This is a genomic window from Frigoribacterium sp. SL97 (assembly GCF_026625765.1).
Taxonomy (GTDB): Bacteria; Actinomycetota; Actinomycetes; order Actinomycetales; family Microbacteriaceae; genus Frigoribacterium.
On record NZ_CP113062.1, the window covers coordinates 1,835,269 to 1,852,561 of the forward strand.

Consider the following 17,293-nt stretch of genomic DNA (forward strand, 5'->3'; position numbering starts at 1 on the left):
AAGATTACCTGCATGAGCGACTCGCAGCATCCCGTCCGACCGACCGATCCCCGTACTGTCAGCGAACTCGCGGAGGCCGTGCACGCGGGTCTGCCCGCGACGATCGCCGACCTGGGTGCCCTCGTGCGCATCCCTTCCGTCTCGTGGGACGCCTTCGACCCCGAGCACGTGAGACGTAGTGCCGAGGCCGTGGCCGCCCTGGTCGAGGGGACGGGCCTCTTCGACGAGGTGACCGTGAGCCGGGCGCCGATCGGCGAGGGCGGCCCCCTCGGCCAGCCCGCCGTGCTCGCCCGACGCCCGGCCCGCGAGGGCAAGCCGACCGTCCTCCTGTACGCCCACCACGACGTGCAGCCGCAGGGCGACGACGCCGACTGGGACACCCCTCCGTTCGAACCGACCGTGAAGGGCGACCGGCTGTACGGGCGTGGGGCGTCCGACGACAAGGCCGGCGTGATGACGCACGTCGCGGCGCTGCGCGCGGTGCACGAGGTGCTCGGAGACGACCTCGGTGTCGGCGTCTCGTTGTTCATCGAGGGCGAGGAGGAGTTCGGTTCCCGCTCCTTCGCCGACTTCCTCGTGCAGCACGAAGACGAGCTCCGTGCCGACGTCATCGTCGTGGCCGACTCCGACAACTGGAGCACCACCGTCCCCGCCATCACCGTGGGCCTGCGCGGCAACGTGACCTTCCGCCTGACCGTCCGCACCTTGGCCCACGCCTCCCACTCGGGCATGCTCGGCGGCGCCGTCCCCGACGCCATGCTGGCCATGGTCAAGCTCCTCGCGACCCTGCACGACGACGACGGCAGCGTCGCCGTCGCCGGGCTGACGAGCCGCGAGGCCGACCACCCGGAGCAGAGCGAGCAGCAGCTGCGCGACGAGAGCGGCCTGCTCGAGGGGGTGACCCCCATCGGTCGGGGACCGATCCTGAGCCGGGTGTGGTCGCAACCGTCGATCACCGTGACGGGCATCGACGCCCCGTCGGTCGCCAACGCGTCGAACACCCTGAGTCCCGAGGTGTCCGTCCGCATCAGCGCCCGCATCGCTCCCGGGCAGACCGCCGAGGACGCCTACGCCGCTCTCGACGCGCACCTGCACGCGCACGCACCGTTCGGCGCCCACGTCCAGATCGACGACGTCGACCGGGGTGACCCCTTCCTGGTGGACACCACGGGCACGGCGATCGCCGACGCGACCGTCGCGATGACCGAGGGGTGGGGCGAGGCCCCGGTCCAGACGGGCATCGGCGGGTCGATCCCGTTCATCGCCGACCTCGTGCGCACGTTCCCCGAAGCCCAGATCCTCGTGACCGGCGTCGAGGACCCCGACACCCGAGCGCACAGCCCGAACGAGTCCCAGCACCTCGGAGTCCTCCACCGGGCCGTCCTCAGCGAGGCGATCCTGCTGGCGCGCCTCGACGCGAGGGGCTGACCGGCACGACCCGCGCCTCCTCGGCACCGTTGTCGAGCGGGGGAGGCGCGGGTCCGGAACAAAACCGGCCCACGGCTGCTTACACTGGTCGACGACGAGTGCCCCGCACTCGACCCGGCCCGAAGGAGGCACCATGACCGACATCGCAACCGCTCCCGTCGACGCGAAGGCGCACGGCGTGACGATCACGTCCACCGCCGCGGACAAGGTGAAGAGCCTGCTCACGCAAGAGGGTCGGGACGACCTTCGCCTCCGCGTGGCGGTCCAGCCCGGCGGCTGCTCGGGACTCATCTACCAGCTGTACTTCGACGAGCGCATGCTCGACGGCGACGCGACCGTCGACTTCGACGGCGTCGAGGTCATCGTCGACAAGATGAGCGTCCCTTACCTCGACGGTGCGGCCATCGACTTCGAGGACACCATCCAGAAGCAGGGGTTCACCATCGACAACCCCAACGCGCAGGGCAGCTGCGCCTGCGGCGACAGCTTCCACTGATCGTCGAGGGGCGGCTCCGGTCGTCGAAGGACGACTCCGGGCCGTCCGTCGCGGTTGAGCCGGCGTCACCGAGGGGACCATCCGACAGGGTGGTCCCCTCGGTCGTACCACGACGGTTCTCGCTCGACGTCGAGAGGCTTCCGGCGCGTGCCGTGCGTTGGGGAGGCGAACCTGCGAGTAAGCTAGGCAGGTCCCCGTCAACACTGGGAACACCCCCACTGTCGTGTCATCCGAGAGGTAACAGTGCGTTCTAACCGCCGTCTTCGTTGGGCTGCCGCCCCCATGGCAGTCGTCCTGGCTCTCGTGCTAGCGGGGTGCACCACCGACCAGCTCCAGGGGTGGCTGCCCACCACCGCGGGCACGACCAACCACGTGGACCGTGTGATCGGACTCTGGGTCACCTCGTGGATCGTCCTGCTGATCGTCGGCGTGATCGTGTGGGGCCTGATCATCTGGGTCTGCGTCGCTTACCGGCGTCGCAAGGGCCAGACCGGCCTCCCGGTCCAGCTTCGCTACAACATGCCGATCGAGATCTTCTACACCGTCGTCCCCCTGATCCTCGTGCTGGGCTTCTTCGCCTTCACGGCCCGCGACCAGGCTGCCATCGAGGCACCCACCGCGAGCCCCGACGTCAAGATCGACGTCTACGCCAAGCGCTGGGCGTGGGACTTCAACTACATCGACCAGCAGAACGAAGACGAGAGCGTCTACTACCAGGGCATCCAGGCGCAAGAACTGGGTGACGGCACGATCGACGAGAGCCAGCTCCCCGAGCTCTACCTCCCTGTCGGCAAGACGGTGCAGATCGACCTCAAGTCCCGCGACGTGGCTCACTCCTTCTGGATCATCGACTTCCTCTACAAGAAGGACACGATCCCCGGCAAGACCAACTCGATGTACTTCACGCCCGAGAAAGAGGGCACGTTCAGCGGCAAGTGCGCCGAGCTGTGCGGCGAATACCACTCGTTGATGCTGTTCAACGTCAAGGTCGTGTCCCAGTCCGAGTACGACCAGTACATCCAGTCGCTCGATGCCGAGGGAAACACCGGCCTGCTGGGCGACCAGTACAACACCAACACCAACCAGCCCGGCACCGAGGCTCCCGCCAACGCCGCCGGCACCGAAGACTCCGAGAAGTAAGGCACGGTTCGATGAGCTCAGCCACCGCCACCCGTCCCACCACCGGCGGGACCTCGTCCGGTCAGAACTTCGGCGCCACGAAGGTCGGCCGCAAGGGCAACGTCGTCGTCAACTGGATCACGTCGACCGACCACAAGACGATCGGGTACATGTACCTGATAACGTCTTTCCTCTTCTTCTGCCTCGGTGGGGTGATGGCGCTCATCATCCGCGCCCAGCTCTTCGCACCGGGCCTCGAGATCGTGGCCACGAAAGAGCAGTACAACCAGCTCTTCACCATGCACGGCACGATCATGTTGCTCATGTTCGCGACCCCGCTCTTCTCGGGATTCGCCAACGTGCTCATGCCGCTGCAGATCGGTGCACCGGACGTCGCCTTCCCCCGCCTGAACGGCTTCGCGTTCTGGCTCTACTCGTTCGGCTCGATCATCGCCGTCGCCGGCTTCCTCACCCCGCAGGGTGCCGCATCGTTCGGCTGGTTCGCCTACGCACCGCTGAGTGACACGACGTTCTCTCCAGGGCTCGGCGGCAACCTGTGGGTGTTCGGTCTCGGCCTCACCGGCTTCAGCACGATCCTCGGTTCGGTGAACTTCATCACAACCATCGTCTCGATGCGCGCTCCGGGCATGACCATGTGGCGCATGCCGATCTTCACCTGGAACACCCTGATCACCTCCATCCTGGTGATCATGGCGTTCCCCGTGCTGGCGGCCGCACTCTTCGGCCTCGGGTTCGACCGCGTCTTCGACGCGCAGGTCTTCAACCCCGCGAACGGTGGCGCCATCCTCTGGCAGCACCTGTTCTGGTTCTTCGGTCACCCGGAGGTCTACATCATCGCCCTGCCGTTCTTCGGCATCGTGTCCGAGGTGTTCCCGGTCTTCAGCCGCAAGCCGATCTTCGGGTACAAGACGCTCGTCTACGCCACCATCTCGATCGCCGCCCTGTCCGTCACCGTGTGGGCCCACCACATGTACGTGACCGGCTCGGTCCTGCTGCCCTTCTTCTCGCTGATGACCATGCTCATCGCGGTGCCCACCGGCGTGAAGATCTTCAACTGGATCGGCACCATGTGGCGCGGTTCGGTGACGTTTGAGACGCCCATGCTCTGGGCCATCGGATTCCTCATCACGTTCACCTTCGGTGGTCTCACCGGCGTCATCCTGGCCTCGCCCCCGCTCGACTTCCACGTGTCCGACACGTACTTCGTCGTGGCTCACTTCCACTACGTGGTCTTCGGTACCGTCGTCTTCGCGATGTTCTCCGGGTTCTACTTCTGGTGGCCGAAGTGGACCGGCAAGATGCTCAACGAGCGTCTCGGCAAGATCCACTTCTGGATGCTGTTCGTCGGTTTCCACACCACGTTCCTCGTGCAGCACTGGCTCGGCGTGATGGGCATGCCCCGTCGCTACGCCACCTACCAGCCGGAAGACCACTTCACGTGGATGAACCAGCTCTCGACCATCGGCGCCATGTTGCTCGGTGTCTCGATCCTGCCGTTCCTCTACAACGTCTACATCACGGCTCGGCGTGCGCCCAAGGTCGAGGTCAACGATCCCTGGGGTTATTCTCGCTCGCTCGAGTGGGCCACCTCGTGCCCGCCGCCGCGACACAACTTCACGTCGATCCCGCGCATCCGTTCGGAGTCGCCGGCATTCGACCTCAACCACCCAGAGGCCGGACTGCCCGTCGGCATCGGGCCGGTGAAGGATGCACCTGACGCCCCCACGTACGACGCGTCCAGCGAGAAAGTGAAGTAGACCTGATGAAGACCAACGCGACGCTGTTCTGGATCCTCGCGATCTTCTTCTTCCTCATGTGTGCGGTTTACGTGCTCTGGAGCCTCCTCGACACCGGTCAGGTCGAATGGGCCGGTACGCTCGGCATCGGTCTGGCCGGCATGCTCGGAGCATTCCTGGCGTTCTACATGGGTCGCTCGCACGCGACCCAGGGAGGCGAGCTTCCCGAGGACCGTCTGGACGCCAACATCGACGACGGTGACCCCGAGATGGGCTTCTTCAGCCCCTGGTCGTGGTGGCCCATCATCTTGGCCGCCGGTTGCAGCCTGATCTTCCTGGCGCTGGCCGTCGGCATGTGGATCATCTACATCGGTGCGGCCCTGACGGCCGTTGCCTTGGTCGGCTGGGTCTACGAGTACTACCGCGGAAACTTCGCACACTGACATCACTGCTCCCTCGAGTGTGAAGGGCGTCGGTCTTCGGGCCGGCGCCCTTCGTCGTGTTCGCCACGGGTGTTGTGGCCAGAGGCGAGGAATGCAGATCTGAACTGATGAGTGGCCACTAGGCCTCTCGTTCCCACGTGCGGGACAGGCCGCCCTGGGCCGGCCCAGACGACCAGTTTGGTGATCGTGTGAGTCATGCGTCAGCCGCTGTCCGCTGTCCGCTGTCAGCTGGCCTCCGTCCGATGGCCGCCGCCCGCCGCCCGCTGGCCTCCGCCCGATGGCCGCCGCCGCCCACGAGCCGCTGCCGCTGCCTACGGGCCACGGGTTGCTGCCTTCGGCCACTGGCCGCTGGTCGGTGCCGAGCGCGGGTGGACAAGCGCCGGTAGCCGTAGCCTTCCCGTGGCAGTGCCTGGGCCTGGCCCGGGCCTCCGCCTGTGCTGTCGCTCTGGCTCCGCATGCGTCCGTCCCGGTGGCGACGGCACCGGCGGTACCGGATTCCTTGCTCCACACGGCTTCGTTGGGTTCGGTCGGAGGGCCGGGTTTTGGTCGTCACGGTGTCCACCGGGGTCGCGGTCGCTCCTGGTGCTGGTCGACGCGTGGTCCTGAGGCGCGGGGACGCGGCCAGGAGTGGGAGGTAGGCGCCATGGCCCTGAGGTCCGGACGACGTGAGTGAGGCTGGGGGAGTGCTGCCCGAACCACGGTTGCCGTTCTCGCCGAGCCGGGTGTGGCTCTGGATCTCGTAAGGCGACCGATGCATCGTCGGCTGTCCGGGCCAGGGAGAGCCGGCTCAGGGACGTTTACAGGCTTCCTCGCGGGTGCCGTCCTGATGGGGAACGTGGGCCTTGTCGCTGGGGACGACAGCGCCTGTGTGGTCGATCGTGACGATTTCATGCGGTCGTCAGCTGGGGTTGGTGAGCACGCCCCTCGAGGGAGCTGACATCGGTCCTCCGAGCCCGGAGCGAGTGGTGGGCGGAGCCAGAGTCATCCTGAGGGCTCGCGTGGAGTGGGCACAGGGAGCACACGAGGTCGAGAATCCGGGCGATGATCGCCACTGCCGACCGTGACATGCGCTCAACCGAGGGTGTGACGTCGTGGCTGAGAACCTGGCCGCAGGCCGCGGTGATGTACCGATCACCGTCGCCGGGATCACTGTGTCAACTCCGTGCAGGACTGGAGGAGTCATCATAGCCAGGTACCACGCAGCATCCTTCGGAGGAGGCCCGCTCGTGCGGTCGGCCGGGATGTCTCAGCCTCGACCGCTCTGAGGGAGAAGCAGTCGCGGCGTCTCGACACTCGATCCGATGACGTCCAGAGGTATTGTCGCCGGAGATCCCATCTCACCCAACGGTTGGACTCGTCGGCTGCGCGAGGGTGGGCCGACTGAACTGCCGTTCGCCACTCCAGGAACGCCGAAGGCCCGGCCGCACACGATGTGCGACCGGGCCCAAGGGCTACCGAAGGTCAGTGTCCTTCGTCGTGGTGCGATGCCTCGATCTCGGAACGCTTCACGGGGGCGATGCGGTCCTCGAAGAAGAACGACGACGCTGATGCTCGGGCCCGCTGCAGAGCCGTGATCTTGCCGTTGGCGTTCGGTCGGACCATGAGGGGCTCGTACTCGTTGAAGTCGAGCAGGCGCCAGCGCTCGTACTCGTCGAGCTGCTCGTGCACCTCGATGTACTCGCCACCCGGCAGGCGAACGATGCGTCCCGACTCGTAGCCGTGGAGAGCGATCTCACGGTCCTTCTTCTGAAGGGCGAGGCAGACCCGCTTCGTGACCCAGAAGGCGATGAACGGCCCGATGATCAGGGCTGCCTGGCACGCGTGGATGACGTAGTTCAATGACAGGTGGAAGTGCGTCGCCATGATGTCGGAGCTCGCCGCTGCCCACAGGCTGGCGTAGAACACGATGCCGGCGGCGCCGATCGCGGTGCGCGTCGGAGCGTTGCGAGGCCGGTCGAGGATGTGGTGCTCGCGCTTGTCGCCGGTCACCCAGGCCTCGAAGAACGGGTACAGCAGGACGACGACGATGAAGAGACCCAGGACCGTGATCGGCACGAGGATGTTCATCGAGACCGTGTAGCCGAAGGCGACGAACTCCCAGCCCGGAGGAACGAGACGAAGGGCACCGTCGGCGAAACCGATGTACCAGTCGGGTTGCGTACCTGCCGACACGGGGGAGGGGTCGTACGGGCCGTAGTTCCAGATGGGGTTGATCGTGAACAGCGAGGCGATCAACACGATGACACCGAAGACGATGAAGAAGAATCCACCGGCCTTCGCCGCGAACACGGGCATGACGGGCACGCCCACGACGTTCTGGTTCGTCTTGCCGGGGCCGGCGAACTGCGTGTGCTTGTTGATGATGAGCAACAGCAGGTGCACGCCCAGGAGGGCGATCAACAGTGCGGGCAGCAGCATGATGTGCAGCGAGTAGAACCGGCCGACCATGTCGGTACCCGGGAATTCTCCACCGAACACGAGGTACGAGATCCAGACGCCGATCACGGGGATGCCCTTGATCATGCCGTCGATGATGCGGGCACCGTTGCCGGAGAGGAGGTCGTCGGGAAGCGAGTATCCGGTGAAGCCCTCGGCCATCGCGAGGATCCAGAGCGTGAAGCCGACGACCCAGTTGATCTCGCGGGGCTTGCGGAACGCGCCGGTGAAGTAGACGCGCAGCATGTGCAGCATGATCGCGGCCACGAACAGCAGAGCGGCCCAGTGGTGGATCTGGCGGAACAGGAGGCCGCCACGGATGTCGAACGAGATGTCGAGCGTCGAGGCCATCGCCGCCGACATGTTGAGGCCCTTGAGCGGAACGTACGAACCGTTGTAGTTGACCTCAGCCATCGAGGGCTGGAAGAAGAACGTCAGGAACGTGCCCGAGAGCAGGATCACGACGAACGAGTAGAGAGCGACCTCGCCCAACATGAACGACCAGTGGTCGGGGAAGATCTTGCGACCCACCTCTTTGACCAGGCCGGACATGCTCGTGCGCTCGTCGATGTAGTTGGCCGTCGCGCCGAGGAATTTGTTCGTCTTCGTCGGTGCGAAGGCAGGAGCCTTGCCGATGTTCTCGGACGTGGCCGGTTCGGCACCGTGTGCCGGGGTGGTGGTGATCACTTTTCGCGCTCCCAGAAGCTCGGGCCCACAGGTTCGTGGAAGTCGCTCTGCGCGACGAGGTACCCGTCGGCGTCGACCGTGATGGGCAGCTGCGGCAGGGGGCGCTTGGCGGGCCCGAAGATGACTTCGCAGTTGTTCGTCACGTCGAACGTGGACTGGTGGCAGGGGCAGAGCAGGTGGTGTGTCTGCTGTTCGTAGAGGGCCACGGGGCACCCGACGTGCGTGCAGATCTTGGAGTAGGCGACGATTCCGTCGTACTGCCAGTCTTCGCGTCCCTCGGCCGGGTTGAGGTCTTCCGGCTTGAGGCGCATGAGAAGGACGGCCGCTTTGGCTTTCTCTTCGAGCAAGTGTTCTGATTCGTTGAGGTTCTCGGGGATGACGTGGAACACGGAACCGAGGGTGACGTCCGACGCCTTGATGCGGGTTCCGGAGGGGTCGGCGGCGAGGTGCATGCCTTCTTCCCACAGCGTGTGGCGGAGGACCGCGTTGGGGTCTTCCGCAGGTGCGAGGTCGCGGAACAGCACCACGGCGGGGAGGGGCGTCGCGACGAGAGCGCCGATGAGGCTGTTGCGGATGAGCGAACGACGACCGAAGCCGCTCTCGTGGTTGCCCAGTGCAAAGACCTCGACGGCCTTCTCACGCGTCGGCTCGGAGCCACGCGTGTCGTGGCGCATCTCGGTGATCTCTCGCGCCGGCATGAGCGTTTTGGACCAGTGCACCGCACCGATTCCGACGGACAACAGACCGAGGGCGATCCCGAGACCCAGGAACAGGTTGTTCAGGCGGACAGAGCCGGAGTCACCCGACGTGATCGGGAAGGCCACGTACGCGCCGATGGCCGCGATGCTGCCGACGATCGACAGGAAGAAGAACAGGCTGACCTGACGCTCCGCACGCTTCTCGACCTTGGGGTCGATGTCGGTGACGCGGTCGCGGTGGGGCGGTTCACCCGGGTTCTGGAACACGTCGGACGTGACGACCGCCGTGCCGGCCGAGACCTGTCGAGGCTCACGCTTCTCGACAGCCGAGCCCGCCGTGGGGGCCTCGTCGTCGTGCTCTGCCATTGATTCTGCCTTTCGTGAAGTACGGAGAGAACGCGGGTCAGTTCGACCGGGCGGTCAGCCAGATGGTGATCGCGACGATCGCACCGAGCCCGAAGATCCAGATGAAGAGACCTTCGGCGACGGGGCCGAGGCTCCCGAGCTCGAATCCACCCGGCGACGGGTTGTTCTCGACGTACTTGAGGTACGTGATGATGTCGGCCTTGTCTTGGGGCGACAGGTTGAGGTCGTTGAAGACCGGCATGTTCTGCGGGCCCGTCTGCATGGCCTCGTAGATGTGGTGGGCGGTGACGCCGTCGAGTGCGGGGGCGAACTTGCCCTGGGTGAGCGCGCCACCCGCACCGGCCACGTTGTGGCACATGGCGCAGTTGATGCGGAACAGCTCGGCGCCGTTGGTCGTGTCGCCGTCGGCCTGGAGCAGGGACTCGTCGGGGATGGCCGGACCCGGGGCGAGGGAGGCGACGTAGGCGGCCATGGCGGCGACCTGCTCGTCGGAGAACTGCGTGGGCTTCTGCTCGGCCTGAGGACCGTTCACGGCCATGGGCATGCGACCGGTGCCGACCTGGAAGTCGACCGAGGCCGCCCCGACGCCGATCAGGCTGGGACCGCTGTCGGTGCCGGCGGCGCTCAGACCGTGGCAGGTCGCACAGTTCGAGGCGAAGAGCTTCTGACCCTCGTCGATGCTCTGCTGCGACGTGGCGGTGGCGCTGCTCTCGTCTGCCGAGGCGGTCGAGGAGAAGAGCGCGTAGGCACCGCCCGTGGTGAGCAGACCGACGAGCAGGAGGGAGGCGGTGGCGACGGGGCCGCGACGGCCGGCCTTCTTGGTGCGTCGGGAGGACGAGGTTCTGGAGAACATGCTGTGCAGACGATCCAATGCCTATTTGAGGAGGTAGATGACGATGAAGAGGCCGATCCAGACGACGTCGACGAAGTGCCAGTAGTACGACACGACGATGGCCGTCGTGGCCTCTTTGTGCCCGAAGTTCTTGACTGCGTAGGCACGACCGATGGTGAGCAGGAAGGCGATGAGGCCACCGATGACGTGCGCGCCGTGGAAGCCGGTCGTCATGTAGAACGCCGAGCCGTAGGCGCTCGAGCTGAGGGTGACGTGCTCGGAGATCAGCGTCGCGTACTCGAACACCTGGCCGCAGACGAAGACCGCGCCCATGGCGTAGGTGAGGAAGAACCACTCGACCATGCCCCAGCGGCCGACCTGGAACAGGCGGCCGGTACGGTGCGGCTGCATGCGCTCGGCCGCGAACACGCCGAACTGGCAGGCGACCGAGGACAGCACCAGGGTGATGGTGTTGGTCAGCGCGAACGGCACGTTGTGCAGCGCCGTCTGGTCGGCCCACAGGCCCGGAGACGTCGAGCGGAGCGTGAAGTAGATCGCGAAGAGGCCGGCGAAGAACATGACCTCGCTGCCGAGCCACACGATGGTTGCCCACGGCAACCGTGCTGGGTCGATTGACGACGGGGCCGCCAGAAGGTCTCGAGAGAGAGGTACTTGTCACGAGGTCCATTATGCCTGGTAAGTCGCTTTGGGTTTGCGCTCGAAACCCCGGGTCGGGAATTTCCCTTGACGCCGAGACATCGGAGCCGCCCGTGCTCCGCCGGTAGCCTGGGCGCATGACCTCCGAGCTCACCTGGCCCCTGATCATCGACGCGCTCCTCGTCGGTCGCGACCTCTCGATCAGCGAGGCGACGTGGTCGATGGAGCAGGTCATGACCGGCGATGTCACCCCGGCCCAGCTCGGGGCGTTCCTCGTGGCCCTGCGGGCCAAGGGGGAGACAGTGGACGAGATCGTGGGATTCCGCGACGCCGTCCTCGCCCACGCCGTGGCCCTGCCGGTCGACAGCATGGCCGTCGACATCGTCGGCACGGGCGGAGACCGTTTCGGGACGGTCAACGTCTCGACCATGGCCTCCGTCGTCGTGGCGGCCACCGGCGTGCCCGTCATCAAGCACGGCAACCGGGCGGCGAGTTCGTCGTCCGGTTCCTCGGACGTCCTGTCGGCCCTCGGCATCGACCTGACCATCGGCGCCGACCGTGTGGCCGAGGTCCTGCGCGAAGCCGGGCTGACCTTCGCCTTCGCGGCCGCCTTCCACCCGGGCTTCGGCAACGCCGCCGCCGTGCGGCGTGAGATCGGCGTCCCGACGGTCTTCAACTTCCTGGGGCCCCTCGTGAACCCGGCACGACCCGAGGCGAGTGCGGTCGGCGTCGCGTCGCTCGACAAGGTGCCGCTGATCGTGGGCGTGTTCCAGACCCGGGGCGCCACGGCGCTCGTGTTCCGCGGCGACGACGGCCTCGACGAGTTGACCACCACCGGTCACAGCCACATCTGGGAGGTCACCGGAGGCTCGGTGACCGAGCACGACCTCGACCCGCTCGAGTTGGGCATCCCGCGGGCGCGCATCTCCGACCTCGTCGGCGGCGACGCGGCGTACAACGCGGCCGTCGCCCGCGTGGTGCTGGCGGGGGAGCGCGGCCCCGTCCGCGACATCGTGCTGCTCAACGCGGCGGCCGGACTGGTCTCGTACGGGCTGGCCGCGGACCCGGGCCAGCGCGAACGGCCGCTCCTCGCCCGCTTCCGGGAGCAGCTGGACGTCGCGGCCCGCGCCGTCGACTCGGGGGCGGCGATCGCGAAACTGGACCAGTGGGTGGCGGCGACCCGCGCCTCCTGAGACGAACCGTGCCTCCTCGTCCTCGGGCGGGCGGACGACGAAGGGCCCGTCCGATCGGACGGGCCCTTCGCGCGGAGGATCAGTTGACGTCGTCGTCGACCCAGTCGAAGGTCTTCGTGACGGCCTTCTTCCAGAGACGCAGCGTGCGGTCACGCTCGTCGGCGTCGATGTTCGGCGTCCAGCGCTTGTCCTCCTGCCAGTTGGCACGGAGGTCGTCGAGCGTCTCCCAGAAGCCGACCGCGAGACCGGCCGCGTAGGCCGCTCCGAGCGCGGTGGTCTCGGCGACCACGGGACGGACGACCGGGACGTCGAGGATGTCGGCCTGGAACTGCATGAGCGCGTCGTTGGCGGTCATGCCACCGTCGACCTTGAGCTCGGTCAGGTCGACGCCGGAGTCGGCGTTGACCGCGTCGAGCACCTCGCGGGTCTGGAACGCGGTCGCCTCGAGGGCGGCGCGGGCGATGTGGCCCTTGTTGACGTAGCGGGTGAGGCCGACGAGGGCACCACGCGCGTCGGACCGCCAGTAGGGCGCGAACAGGCCCGAGAAGGCGGGCACGAAGTACACTCCGCCGTTGTCCTCGACGGTCTTGGCGAGCTCCTCGACCTCGGGGGCGGAGCCGATCATGCCCAGGTTGTCGCGCAGCCACTGGATCAGCGAACCCGTGACCGCGATGGACCCCTCGAGGGCGTAGTGGGGTGCGGCGTCGCCGAGCTTGTAACCGAGCGTCGTGAGCAACCCGTTCTTCGAGTGGACGATCTCTTCGCCCGTGTTGAAGATCAGGAAGTTGCCGGTACCGTACGTGTTCTTCGACTCGCCCTGGTCGAAGGCGGCCTGGCCGAAGGTGGCGGCCTGCTGGTCGCCGAGGATGCCGGCGATGGGCACCTCGCGCAGCAGGCTCGAGGCCTCGACCGTGCCGTAGACCTCGGACGAGCTCTTGATCTCGGGGAGCATCGACCTCGGCACGTCGAAGGCCTCGAGGATGTCGTCGCGCCACTCGAGTGTCTCGAGGTCCATGAAGAGGGTGCGCGAGGCGTTCGTCACGTCGGTGACGTGGACGCCGCCGTCGGTGCCGCCGGTGAGGTTCCAGAGGACCCAGGTGTCGGTCGTGCCGAAGAGCAGGTCGCCCGCCTCGGCCTTCTCGCGGGCGCCCTCGACGTTCTCGAGGATCCAGACGACCTTCGTGCCCGAGAAGTAGGTCGCGAGCGGCAGGCCGACGATCGGCTTGAAGCGCTCGACGCCACCGTCGGCGGCCAGGCGGTCGACGATGGACTGCGTGCGGGTGTCCTGCCAGACGATGGCGTTGTAGACGGCCTTGCCGGTGGTCTTGTCCCAGACCACGGCGGTCTCGCGCTGGTTGGTGATGCCGACGGCCTTGATGTTGTGGCGCGTGATGTCGGCCCGGGAGAGGGCCTGACCGATGACCTCGCGGGTGTTCTCCCAGATCTCGGCGGGGTCGTGCTCGACCCAGCCGGCACGGGGGAAGATCTGCTCGTGCTCTTTCTGGCCGGTGGCCACGATCGAGCCCGAGTGGTCGAAGATGATGGCGCGGGTGCTGGTCGTTCCCTGGTCGATGGCCAGGATGTAGTCGGTGTCGCTCACGGGTGGAACTCCTTCGTCGTTGATGGATGCGGCTCGCACGGAGGCCCGGGTCGGTCCAATGGAGCGGACGGGCCCGAGCCTCTGCGGGGAGCGGGTGGATCGATGGGCGTCGGACGGCGCGGGGGAGCCGGCCTCGGCCGATCAGCGGATCGCCGGGTCAGGCGGCCAGGGGGAGGAGCGGGAAGGACAGCAGTGCCGCGAGGGCGCCGCCGACGAGGGGGCCGACGACCGGCACCCAGGCGTAGGACCAGTCGCTGCCGCCCTTGCCCTTGATGGGCAGGAAGGCGTGGGCGATGCGCGGGCCGAGGTCGCGGGCCGGGTTGATGGCGTAGCCCGTGGGACCACCGAGCGAGGCGCCGATGCCGACCACGAGGAGTGCGACGGCCAGGCCGCCGAGCGGGCCGAGGTTCGCGGCGTTCGGGGAGGCGCCGTTGGTGATGGCGATGATCGTGAAGACCAGCACGAAGGTGCCGATGATCTCGGTGACGAGGTTCCAGCCGTAGTTGCGGATGGCCGGGCCGGTCGAGAACACGCCGAGCTTGGTGGCCGGGTCGGGCTCCTCGTCGAAGTGCTGCTTGTAGGCCAGCCAGACGACGACCGCACCGATGATCGCACCGACCATCTGCGCCGCGACGTAGACGAGGAATGCGGCGAACGTGATGTTGCCGAGGATCAGCTGGGCGATGCTGACGGCCGGGTTGAGGTGCGCCCCGGACGAGTACGAGGCCAGGATGCCGACGAAGACCGCGAGGCCCCAGCCGAAGTTGACCATGAGCGTGCCGCCGTTGAAGCCCTTCGTCTTCGTGAGGGCGACGTTGGCGACGACTCCGCCACCGAGGGTGAGCAGCAATGCGGTGCCCACCGTTTCTGAAAGAAAAATCAATCCCAGGTTCACGTCGACCTTCCTTGTCGTACGGCGGGGCGACAGTGCACCCGCGGTGAGCGTGTGTCAACACCTTAGTGCGGTGATCACACGTGATGAGAAGGAAAGATCCGGTGATTGCACATATGTGCATCAGGGGGTGCCGGGAGTAGGTTGAGCGGCAGCCTGGTGCACCAGAGCACCGTTCCCGGCGCCGAGAAAGGGACTTCGATGAAGAAGCTCATCAACGATCCGTCCGACGTCGTCGCCGAGGCCGTGGCCGGCTTCGGCGCGGCTCATGCGGACCTCGTGGTCGTCTCGCACGACCCGACGTTCGTCCGCCGATCGGCGGCTCCCGTGGCCGGCAAGGTCGCGATCGTGAGCGGCGGCGGCAGCGGTCACGAACCGTTGCACGCGGGGTTCGTCGGCTTCGGCATGCTCTCGGCCGCCGTGCCGGGTCCGATGTTCACGTCGCCCACGCCCGATCCGATCGTCGCCGCCACGCAGGCGGTGGACGCCGGAGCGGGCGTCCTCTACATCGTCAAGAACTACACGGGCGACGTCCTCAACTTCGAGACGGCTGCCGACCTCGTGGAGGCCGAGGGCATCCAGGTGCGCTCGGTGGTGGTCGACGACGACGTCGCGGTCAAGGACTCCCTCTACACCGCCGGTCGCCGAGGCGTCGCCGGCACGGTCGTGGTCGAGAAGACCGCCGGTGCCGCGGCCGAGCGGGGCGATTCGCTCGACGCCGTCGCCGAGGTGGCTCGACGCACGAACGCGGCGACCAGGTCGATGGGCGTCGCCCTCACGGCGGGCACCGTCCCCCATGCCGGTGAGCCGAGCTTCACGCTGGCCGACGACGAGGTCGAGATCGGGATCGGCATCCACGGCGAACCGGGGCGGGAGCGCATCCCGCTCGAACCGGTCGACGCCATCGTCGACCGGTTGCTCGACGCCGTCACCGACGATCTGGGACTCGCCTCTGGCGAACGGGTGCTGCTCTTCGTCAACGGCATGGGCGGTACGCCGCTCGTCGAGCTCTACATCGCCTACCGTCGTGCGGCCGAGGCCCTCGAAGCACGAGGCGTCGAGGTGTACCGCAGCCTCGTCGGCTCGTACGTCACGTCGCTCGAGATGCAGGGCATGTCGATCACGGTGACCCGCCTCGACGACGAGCTGGCCGAGCTCTGGGACGCCCCGGTCGAGACCGCGGCCCTGCGCCGGGGCCGGTAGGCGTCCGCGTGGATGCCGAGAGCAGGGCACGCCGCGCCGCATCACCGAACCACCGCACGATGAGAGGAACGACCACCGCATGACACTCGACGCCACCTGGACCCGGGCCTGGATCGACCGGACGGCCGACGTCGTCGCCGCCCACCACACGGCCCTCAGTGAACTCGACCGCCAGATCGGCGACGGCGACCACGGCGAGAACCTGTCCCGCGGCTTCACCGCCGTGCGCGCCCGGCTCGCCGACCTCCCCGCCGACGCGACGCCCGGAGCAGCCCTCAAACTCGTCGCCACGACGCTCATCTCGACGGTCGGCGGCGCGTCGGGCCCCCTGCTGGGCACGGCGTACCTGAAAGGGTCGGCGGCCCTGGGCGACGCCACGGAGCTGGACGCGGAGGCTCTGGTCGCCTTCCTGACGGCGGCCCGCGACGGTGTCGTGCTGCGGGGCAAGGCCGAGGTCGGCGACAAGACCATGATCGACGCGTGGACCCCGGCCGTCGACGCAGCAGCCGCCGCAGCTGCGGACGGTGCCTCGCCCGCAGGCGTCCTCCGTGCCGCAGCGGACGCCGCGGCGACCGGTGCCGCCTCGACCGAACCCCTCGTCGCCCGCAAGGGCCGAGCCAGCTACCTCGGCGAGCGTGCCGTGGGTCATCGCGATCCCGGCGCGCAGTCGTCGTCCCTCATCATCGCCGCCGCGGCCGACGCCGCGGACGGCTCGAGCAAGGAGTCCTGAGCATGCCCACCATCGGAATCGTCGTCGTCTCGCACAGTGTCAAGATCGCCGAGGGCGTGGTCGACCTCGCTCGCCAGATGGCCCCCACGACCACCCTCGTGGCCGCCGGAGGGACGGACGACGGGTCCATCGGCACCAGCTTCGACAAGATCTCCGCCGCCCTGGCCGAGGCCGGGCGGGACGGCGGTGCGGTCGTGCTCTGCGACCTCGGTTCCGCCATCCTGACGAGCGAGACGGCCGTCGACTTCCTCGACGACGCCGACAAGCAGCGGGTGCTCATCGCCGACGCGCCACTGGTCGAGGGAACGGTCGCCGCGGCCGTGTCCGCCGAGACCGGAGGAGACCTCGAGGCCGTGGCGGCGGCCGCCCGGACGGCCACCGGAGTCGCCGACGCGCACGCCGACGAGCGCGACCTCCGAGGTGGCGACGCCGTCGAGCGCTCGGCCGTCCTCGTCAACGCGTCGGGGCTGCACGCCCGTCCCGCCGCCGACCTCGTCACGCACGCGTCTCGGTTCCAGGCCGACGTCACGGTGAACGGTGTCGACGCCAAGAGCCTGCTCCGCATCATGGGGTTGAACGTGGGCGTCGGTTCGACGGTGGCCGTCATGGCGACCGGTCCCGACGCCGCGGCCGCCGTGGACGACCTCATCGCCTTGATCGAAGGCGGTTTCGGCGAGAAGGCGAGCTGATCGCCCGCGGAGCCCGCGCCTCCTGACCTCGCGTCGCGCGGCCGCGACCTGGCGCCGTCGCGACCCA

The 17,293-nt window shown here is 67.6% G+C and carries 15 protein-coding genes; 9 read left to right on the forward strand and 6 right to left on the reverse strand.

Annotated features, from left to right (window positions below; translation table 11 throughout):
* Positions 1–12: 12 nt before the first annotated feature.
* The 5 genes from OVA02_RS08765 to OVA02_RS08785 all read left to right on the forward strand — a co-directional run bounded on the left by OVA02_RS08765 (position 13) and on the right by OVA02_RS08785 (position 5,243).
* Positions 13–1,428, forward strand: coding sequence for a dipeptidase (locus OVA02_RS08765; RefSeq protein ID WP_056045053.1), 1,416 nt, complete (start codon positions 13–15; stop codon positions 1,426–1,428).
* A gap of 133 nt (positions 1,429–1,561) precedes the next feature.
* Positions 1,562–1,924 (forward strand): iron-sulfur cluster insertion protein ErpA, encoded by a 363-nt coding sequence (gene erpA, locus OVA02_RS08770; protein WP_043594936.1) that lies wholly within the window; start codon positions 1,562–1,564, stop codon positions 1,922–1,924.
* Between the two features lie 282 nt (positions 1,925–2,206).
* Positions 2,207–3,064 (forward strand): cytochrome c oxidase subunit II, encoded by an 858-nt coding sequence (gene coxB, locus OVA02_RS08775; RefSeq protein WP_082460210.1) that lies wholly within the window; start codon positions 2,207–2,209, stop codon positions 3,062–3,064.
* An 11-nt stretch (positions 3,065–3,075) separates the two neighbouring features.
* Positions 3,076–4,821 (forward strand): cytochrome c oxidase subunit I, encoded by a 1,746-nt coding sequence (gene ctaD / locus OVA02_RS08780; RefSeq protein ID WP_082460211.1) that lies wholly within the window; start codon positions 3,076–3,078, stop codon positions 4,819–4,821.
* Positions 4,822–4,826: 5 nt separating this feature from the next.
* The gene (locus OVA02_RS08785) at positions 4,827–5,243 is read left to right on the forward strand and encodes a cytochrome c oxidase subunit 4 (protein ID WP_054146161.1); all 417 of its coding nucleotides are present in this window, start codon (positions 4,827–4,829) and stop codon (positions 5,241–5,243) included.
* 1,461 nt (positions 5,244–6,704) lie between these two features.
* Here the strand turns inward: OVA02_RS08785 and OVA02_RS08790 are convergent.
* The 4 genes from OVA02_RS08790 to OVA02_RS08805 are packed head-to-tail and all read right to left on the reverse strand — an operon-like array spanning position 6,705 to position 10,880.
* Positions 6,705–8,315: a cytochrome b gene (locus tag OVA02_RS08790; protein ID WP_043595069.1), complete on the reverse strand. Its 1,611-nt coding sequence runs from the start codon at positions 8,313–8,315 to the stop codon at positions 6,705–6,707.
* Between the two features lie 47 nt (positions 8,316–8,362).
* Positions 8,363–9,430, reverse strand: a complete 1,068-nt coding sequence (locus OVA02_RS08795; protein ID WP_043594939.1) for a ubiquinol-cytochrome c reductase iron-sulfur subunit — start codon at positions 9,428–9,430, stop codon at positions 8,363–8,365.
* A gap of 37 nt (positions 9,431–9,467) precedes the next feature.
* On the reverse strand, positions 9,468–10,283 hold the full coding sequence (locus OVA02_RS08800; RefSeq protein ID WP_056045057.1) for a c-type cytochrome: 816 nt from the start codon (positions 10,281–10,283) through the stop codon (positions 9,468–9,470).
* A gap of 21 nt (positions 10,284–10,304) precedes the next feature.
* Positions 10,305–10,880 (reverse strand): cytochrome c oxidase subunit 3, encoded by a 576-nt coding sequence (locus tag OVA02_RS08805; protein WP_267659656.1) that lies wholly within the window; start codon positions 10,878–10,880, stop codon positions 10,305–10,307.
* Positions 10,881–11,056: 176 nt separating this feature from the next.
* Between OVA02_RS08805 and trpD the strand changes: the two genes are divergently transcribed.
* A complete protein-coding gene (trpD, locus tag OVA02_RS08810) occupies positions 11,057–12,112 on the forward strand; it encodes an anthranilate phosphoribosyltransferase (protein WP_056045059.1) in 1,056 nt (351 codons plus the stop codon).
* Between the two features lie 79 nt (positions 12,113–12,191).
* Here trpD and glpK read toward each other — a convergent pair whose 3' ends face one another.
* Entirely contained in the window at positions 12,192–13,712 is a 1,521-nt protein-coding gene (gene glpK / locus OVA02_RS08815) for a glycerol kinase GlpK (RefSeq protein WP_056045060.1), read from the reverse strand.
* A gap of 157 nt (positions 13,713–13,869) precedes the next feature.
* Positions 13,870–14,607 carry an MIP/aquaporin family protein gene (locus OVA02_RS08820; RefSeq protein ID WP_123517649.1) on the reverse strand — a complete coding sequence of 246 codons (738 nt, stop codon included), beginning with the start codon at positions 14,605–14,607 and terminating at the stop codon, positions 13,870–13,872.
* A 198-nt stretch (positions 14,608–14,805) separates the two neighbouring features.
* On the opposite strand from OVA02_RS08820, the gene dhaK reads away from it, so the two are divergent.
* From dhaK to dhaM, 3 genes are all read left to right on the forward strand, one after another.
* Positions 14,806–15,807 carry a dihydroxyacetone kinase subunit DhaK gene (gene dhaK / locus OVA02_RS08825; RefSeq protein WP_056045061.1) on the forward strand — a complete coding sequence of 334 codons (1,002 nt, stop codon included), beginning with the start codon at positions 14,806–14,808 and terminating at the stop codon, positions 15,805–15,807.
* A 79-nt stretch (positions 15,808–15,886) separates the two neighbouring features.
* A complete protein-coding gene (gene dhaL, locus OVA02_RS08830) occupies positions 15,887–16,537 on the forward strand; it encodes a dihydroxyacetone kinase subunit DhaL (protein WP_056045063.1) in 651 nt (216 codons plus the stop codon).
* Positions 16,538–16,539: 2 nt separating this feature from the next.
* Positions 16,540–17,226 (forward strand): dihydroxyacetone kinase phosphoryl donor subunit DhaM, encoded by a 687-nt coding sequence (gene dhaM, locus OVA02_RS08835; protein ID WP_056045065.1) that lies wholly within the window; start codon positions 16,540–16,542, stop codon positions 17,224–17,226.
* Positions 17,227–17,293 lie beyond the last annotated feature (67 nt).

Excerpts from the sequence above, each read along its gene's own strand:
- trpD (WP_056045059.1), top strand. The coding sequence starts at position 11,057 with ATGACCTCCGAGCTCACCTGGCCCCTGATCATCGACGCGCTCCTCGTC.
- erpA (WP_043594936.1), top strand. The coding sequence starts at position 1,562 with ATGACCGACATCGCAACCGCTCCCGTCGACGCGAAGGCGCACGGCGTG.
- dhaL (WP_056045063.1), top strand. The coding sequence starts at position 15,887 with ATGACACTCGACGCCACCTGGACCCGGGCCTGGATCGACCGGACGGCC.
- ctaD (WP_082460211.1), top strand. The coding sequence starts at position 3,076 with ATGAGCTCAGCCACCGCCACCCGTCCCACCACCGGCGGGACCTCGTCC.
- coxB (WP_082460210.1), top strand. The coding sequence starts at position 2,207 with ATGGCAGTCGTCCTGGCTCTCGTGCTAGCGGGGTGCACCACCGACCAG.
- OVA02_RS08800 (WP_056045057.1), bottom strand. The coding sequence starts at position 10,283 with ATGTTCTCCAGAACCTCGTCCTCCCGACGCACCAAGAAGGCCGGCCGT.
- dhaK (WP_056045061.1), top strand. The coding sequence starts at position 14,806 with ATGAAGAAGCTCATCAACGATCCGTCCGACGTCGTCGCCGAGGCCGTG.
- OVA02_RS08795 (WP_043594939.1), bottom strand. The coding sequence starts at position 9,430 with ATGGCAGAGCACGACGACGAGGCCCCCACGGCGGGCTCGGCTGTCGAG.
- dhaM (WP_056045065.1), top strand. The coding sequence starts at position 16,540 with ATGCCCACCATCGGAATCGTCGTCGTCTCGCACAGTGTCAAGATCGCC.
- OVA02_RS08765 (WP_056045053.1), top strand. The coding sequence starts at position 13 with ATGAGCGACTCGCAGCATCCCGTCCGACCGACCGATCCCCGTACTGTC.
- OVA02_RS08785 (WP_054146161.1), top strand. The coding sequence starts at position 4,827 with ATGAAGACCAACGCGACGCTGTTCTGGATCCTCGCGATCTTCTTCTTC.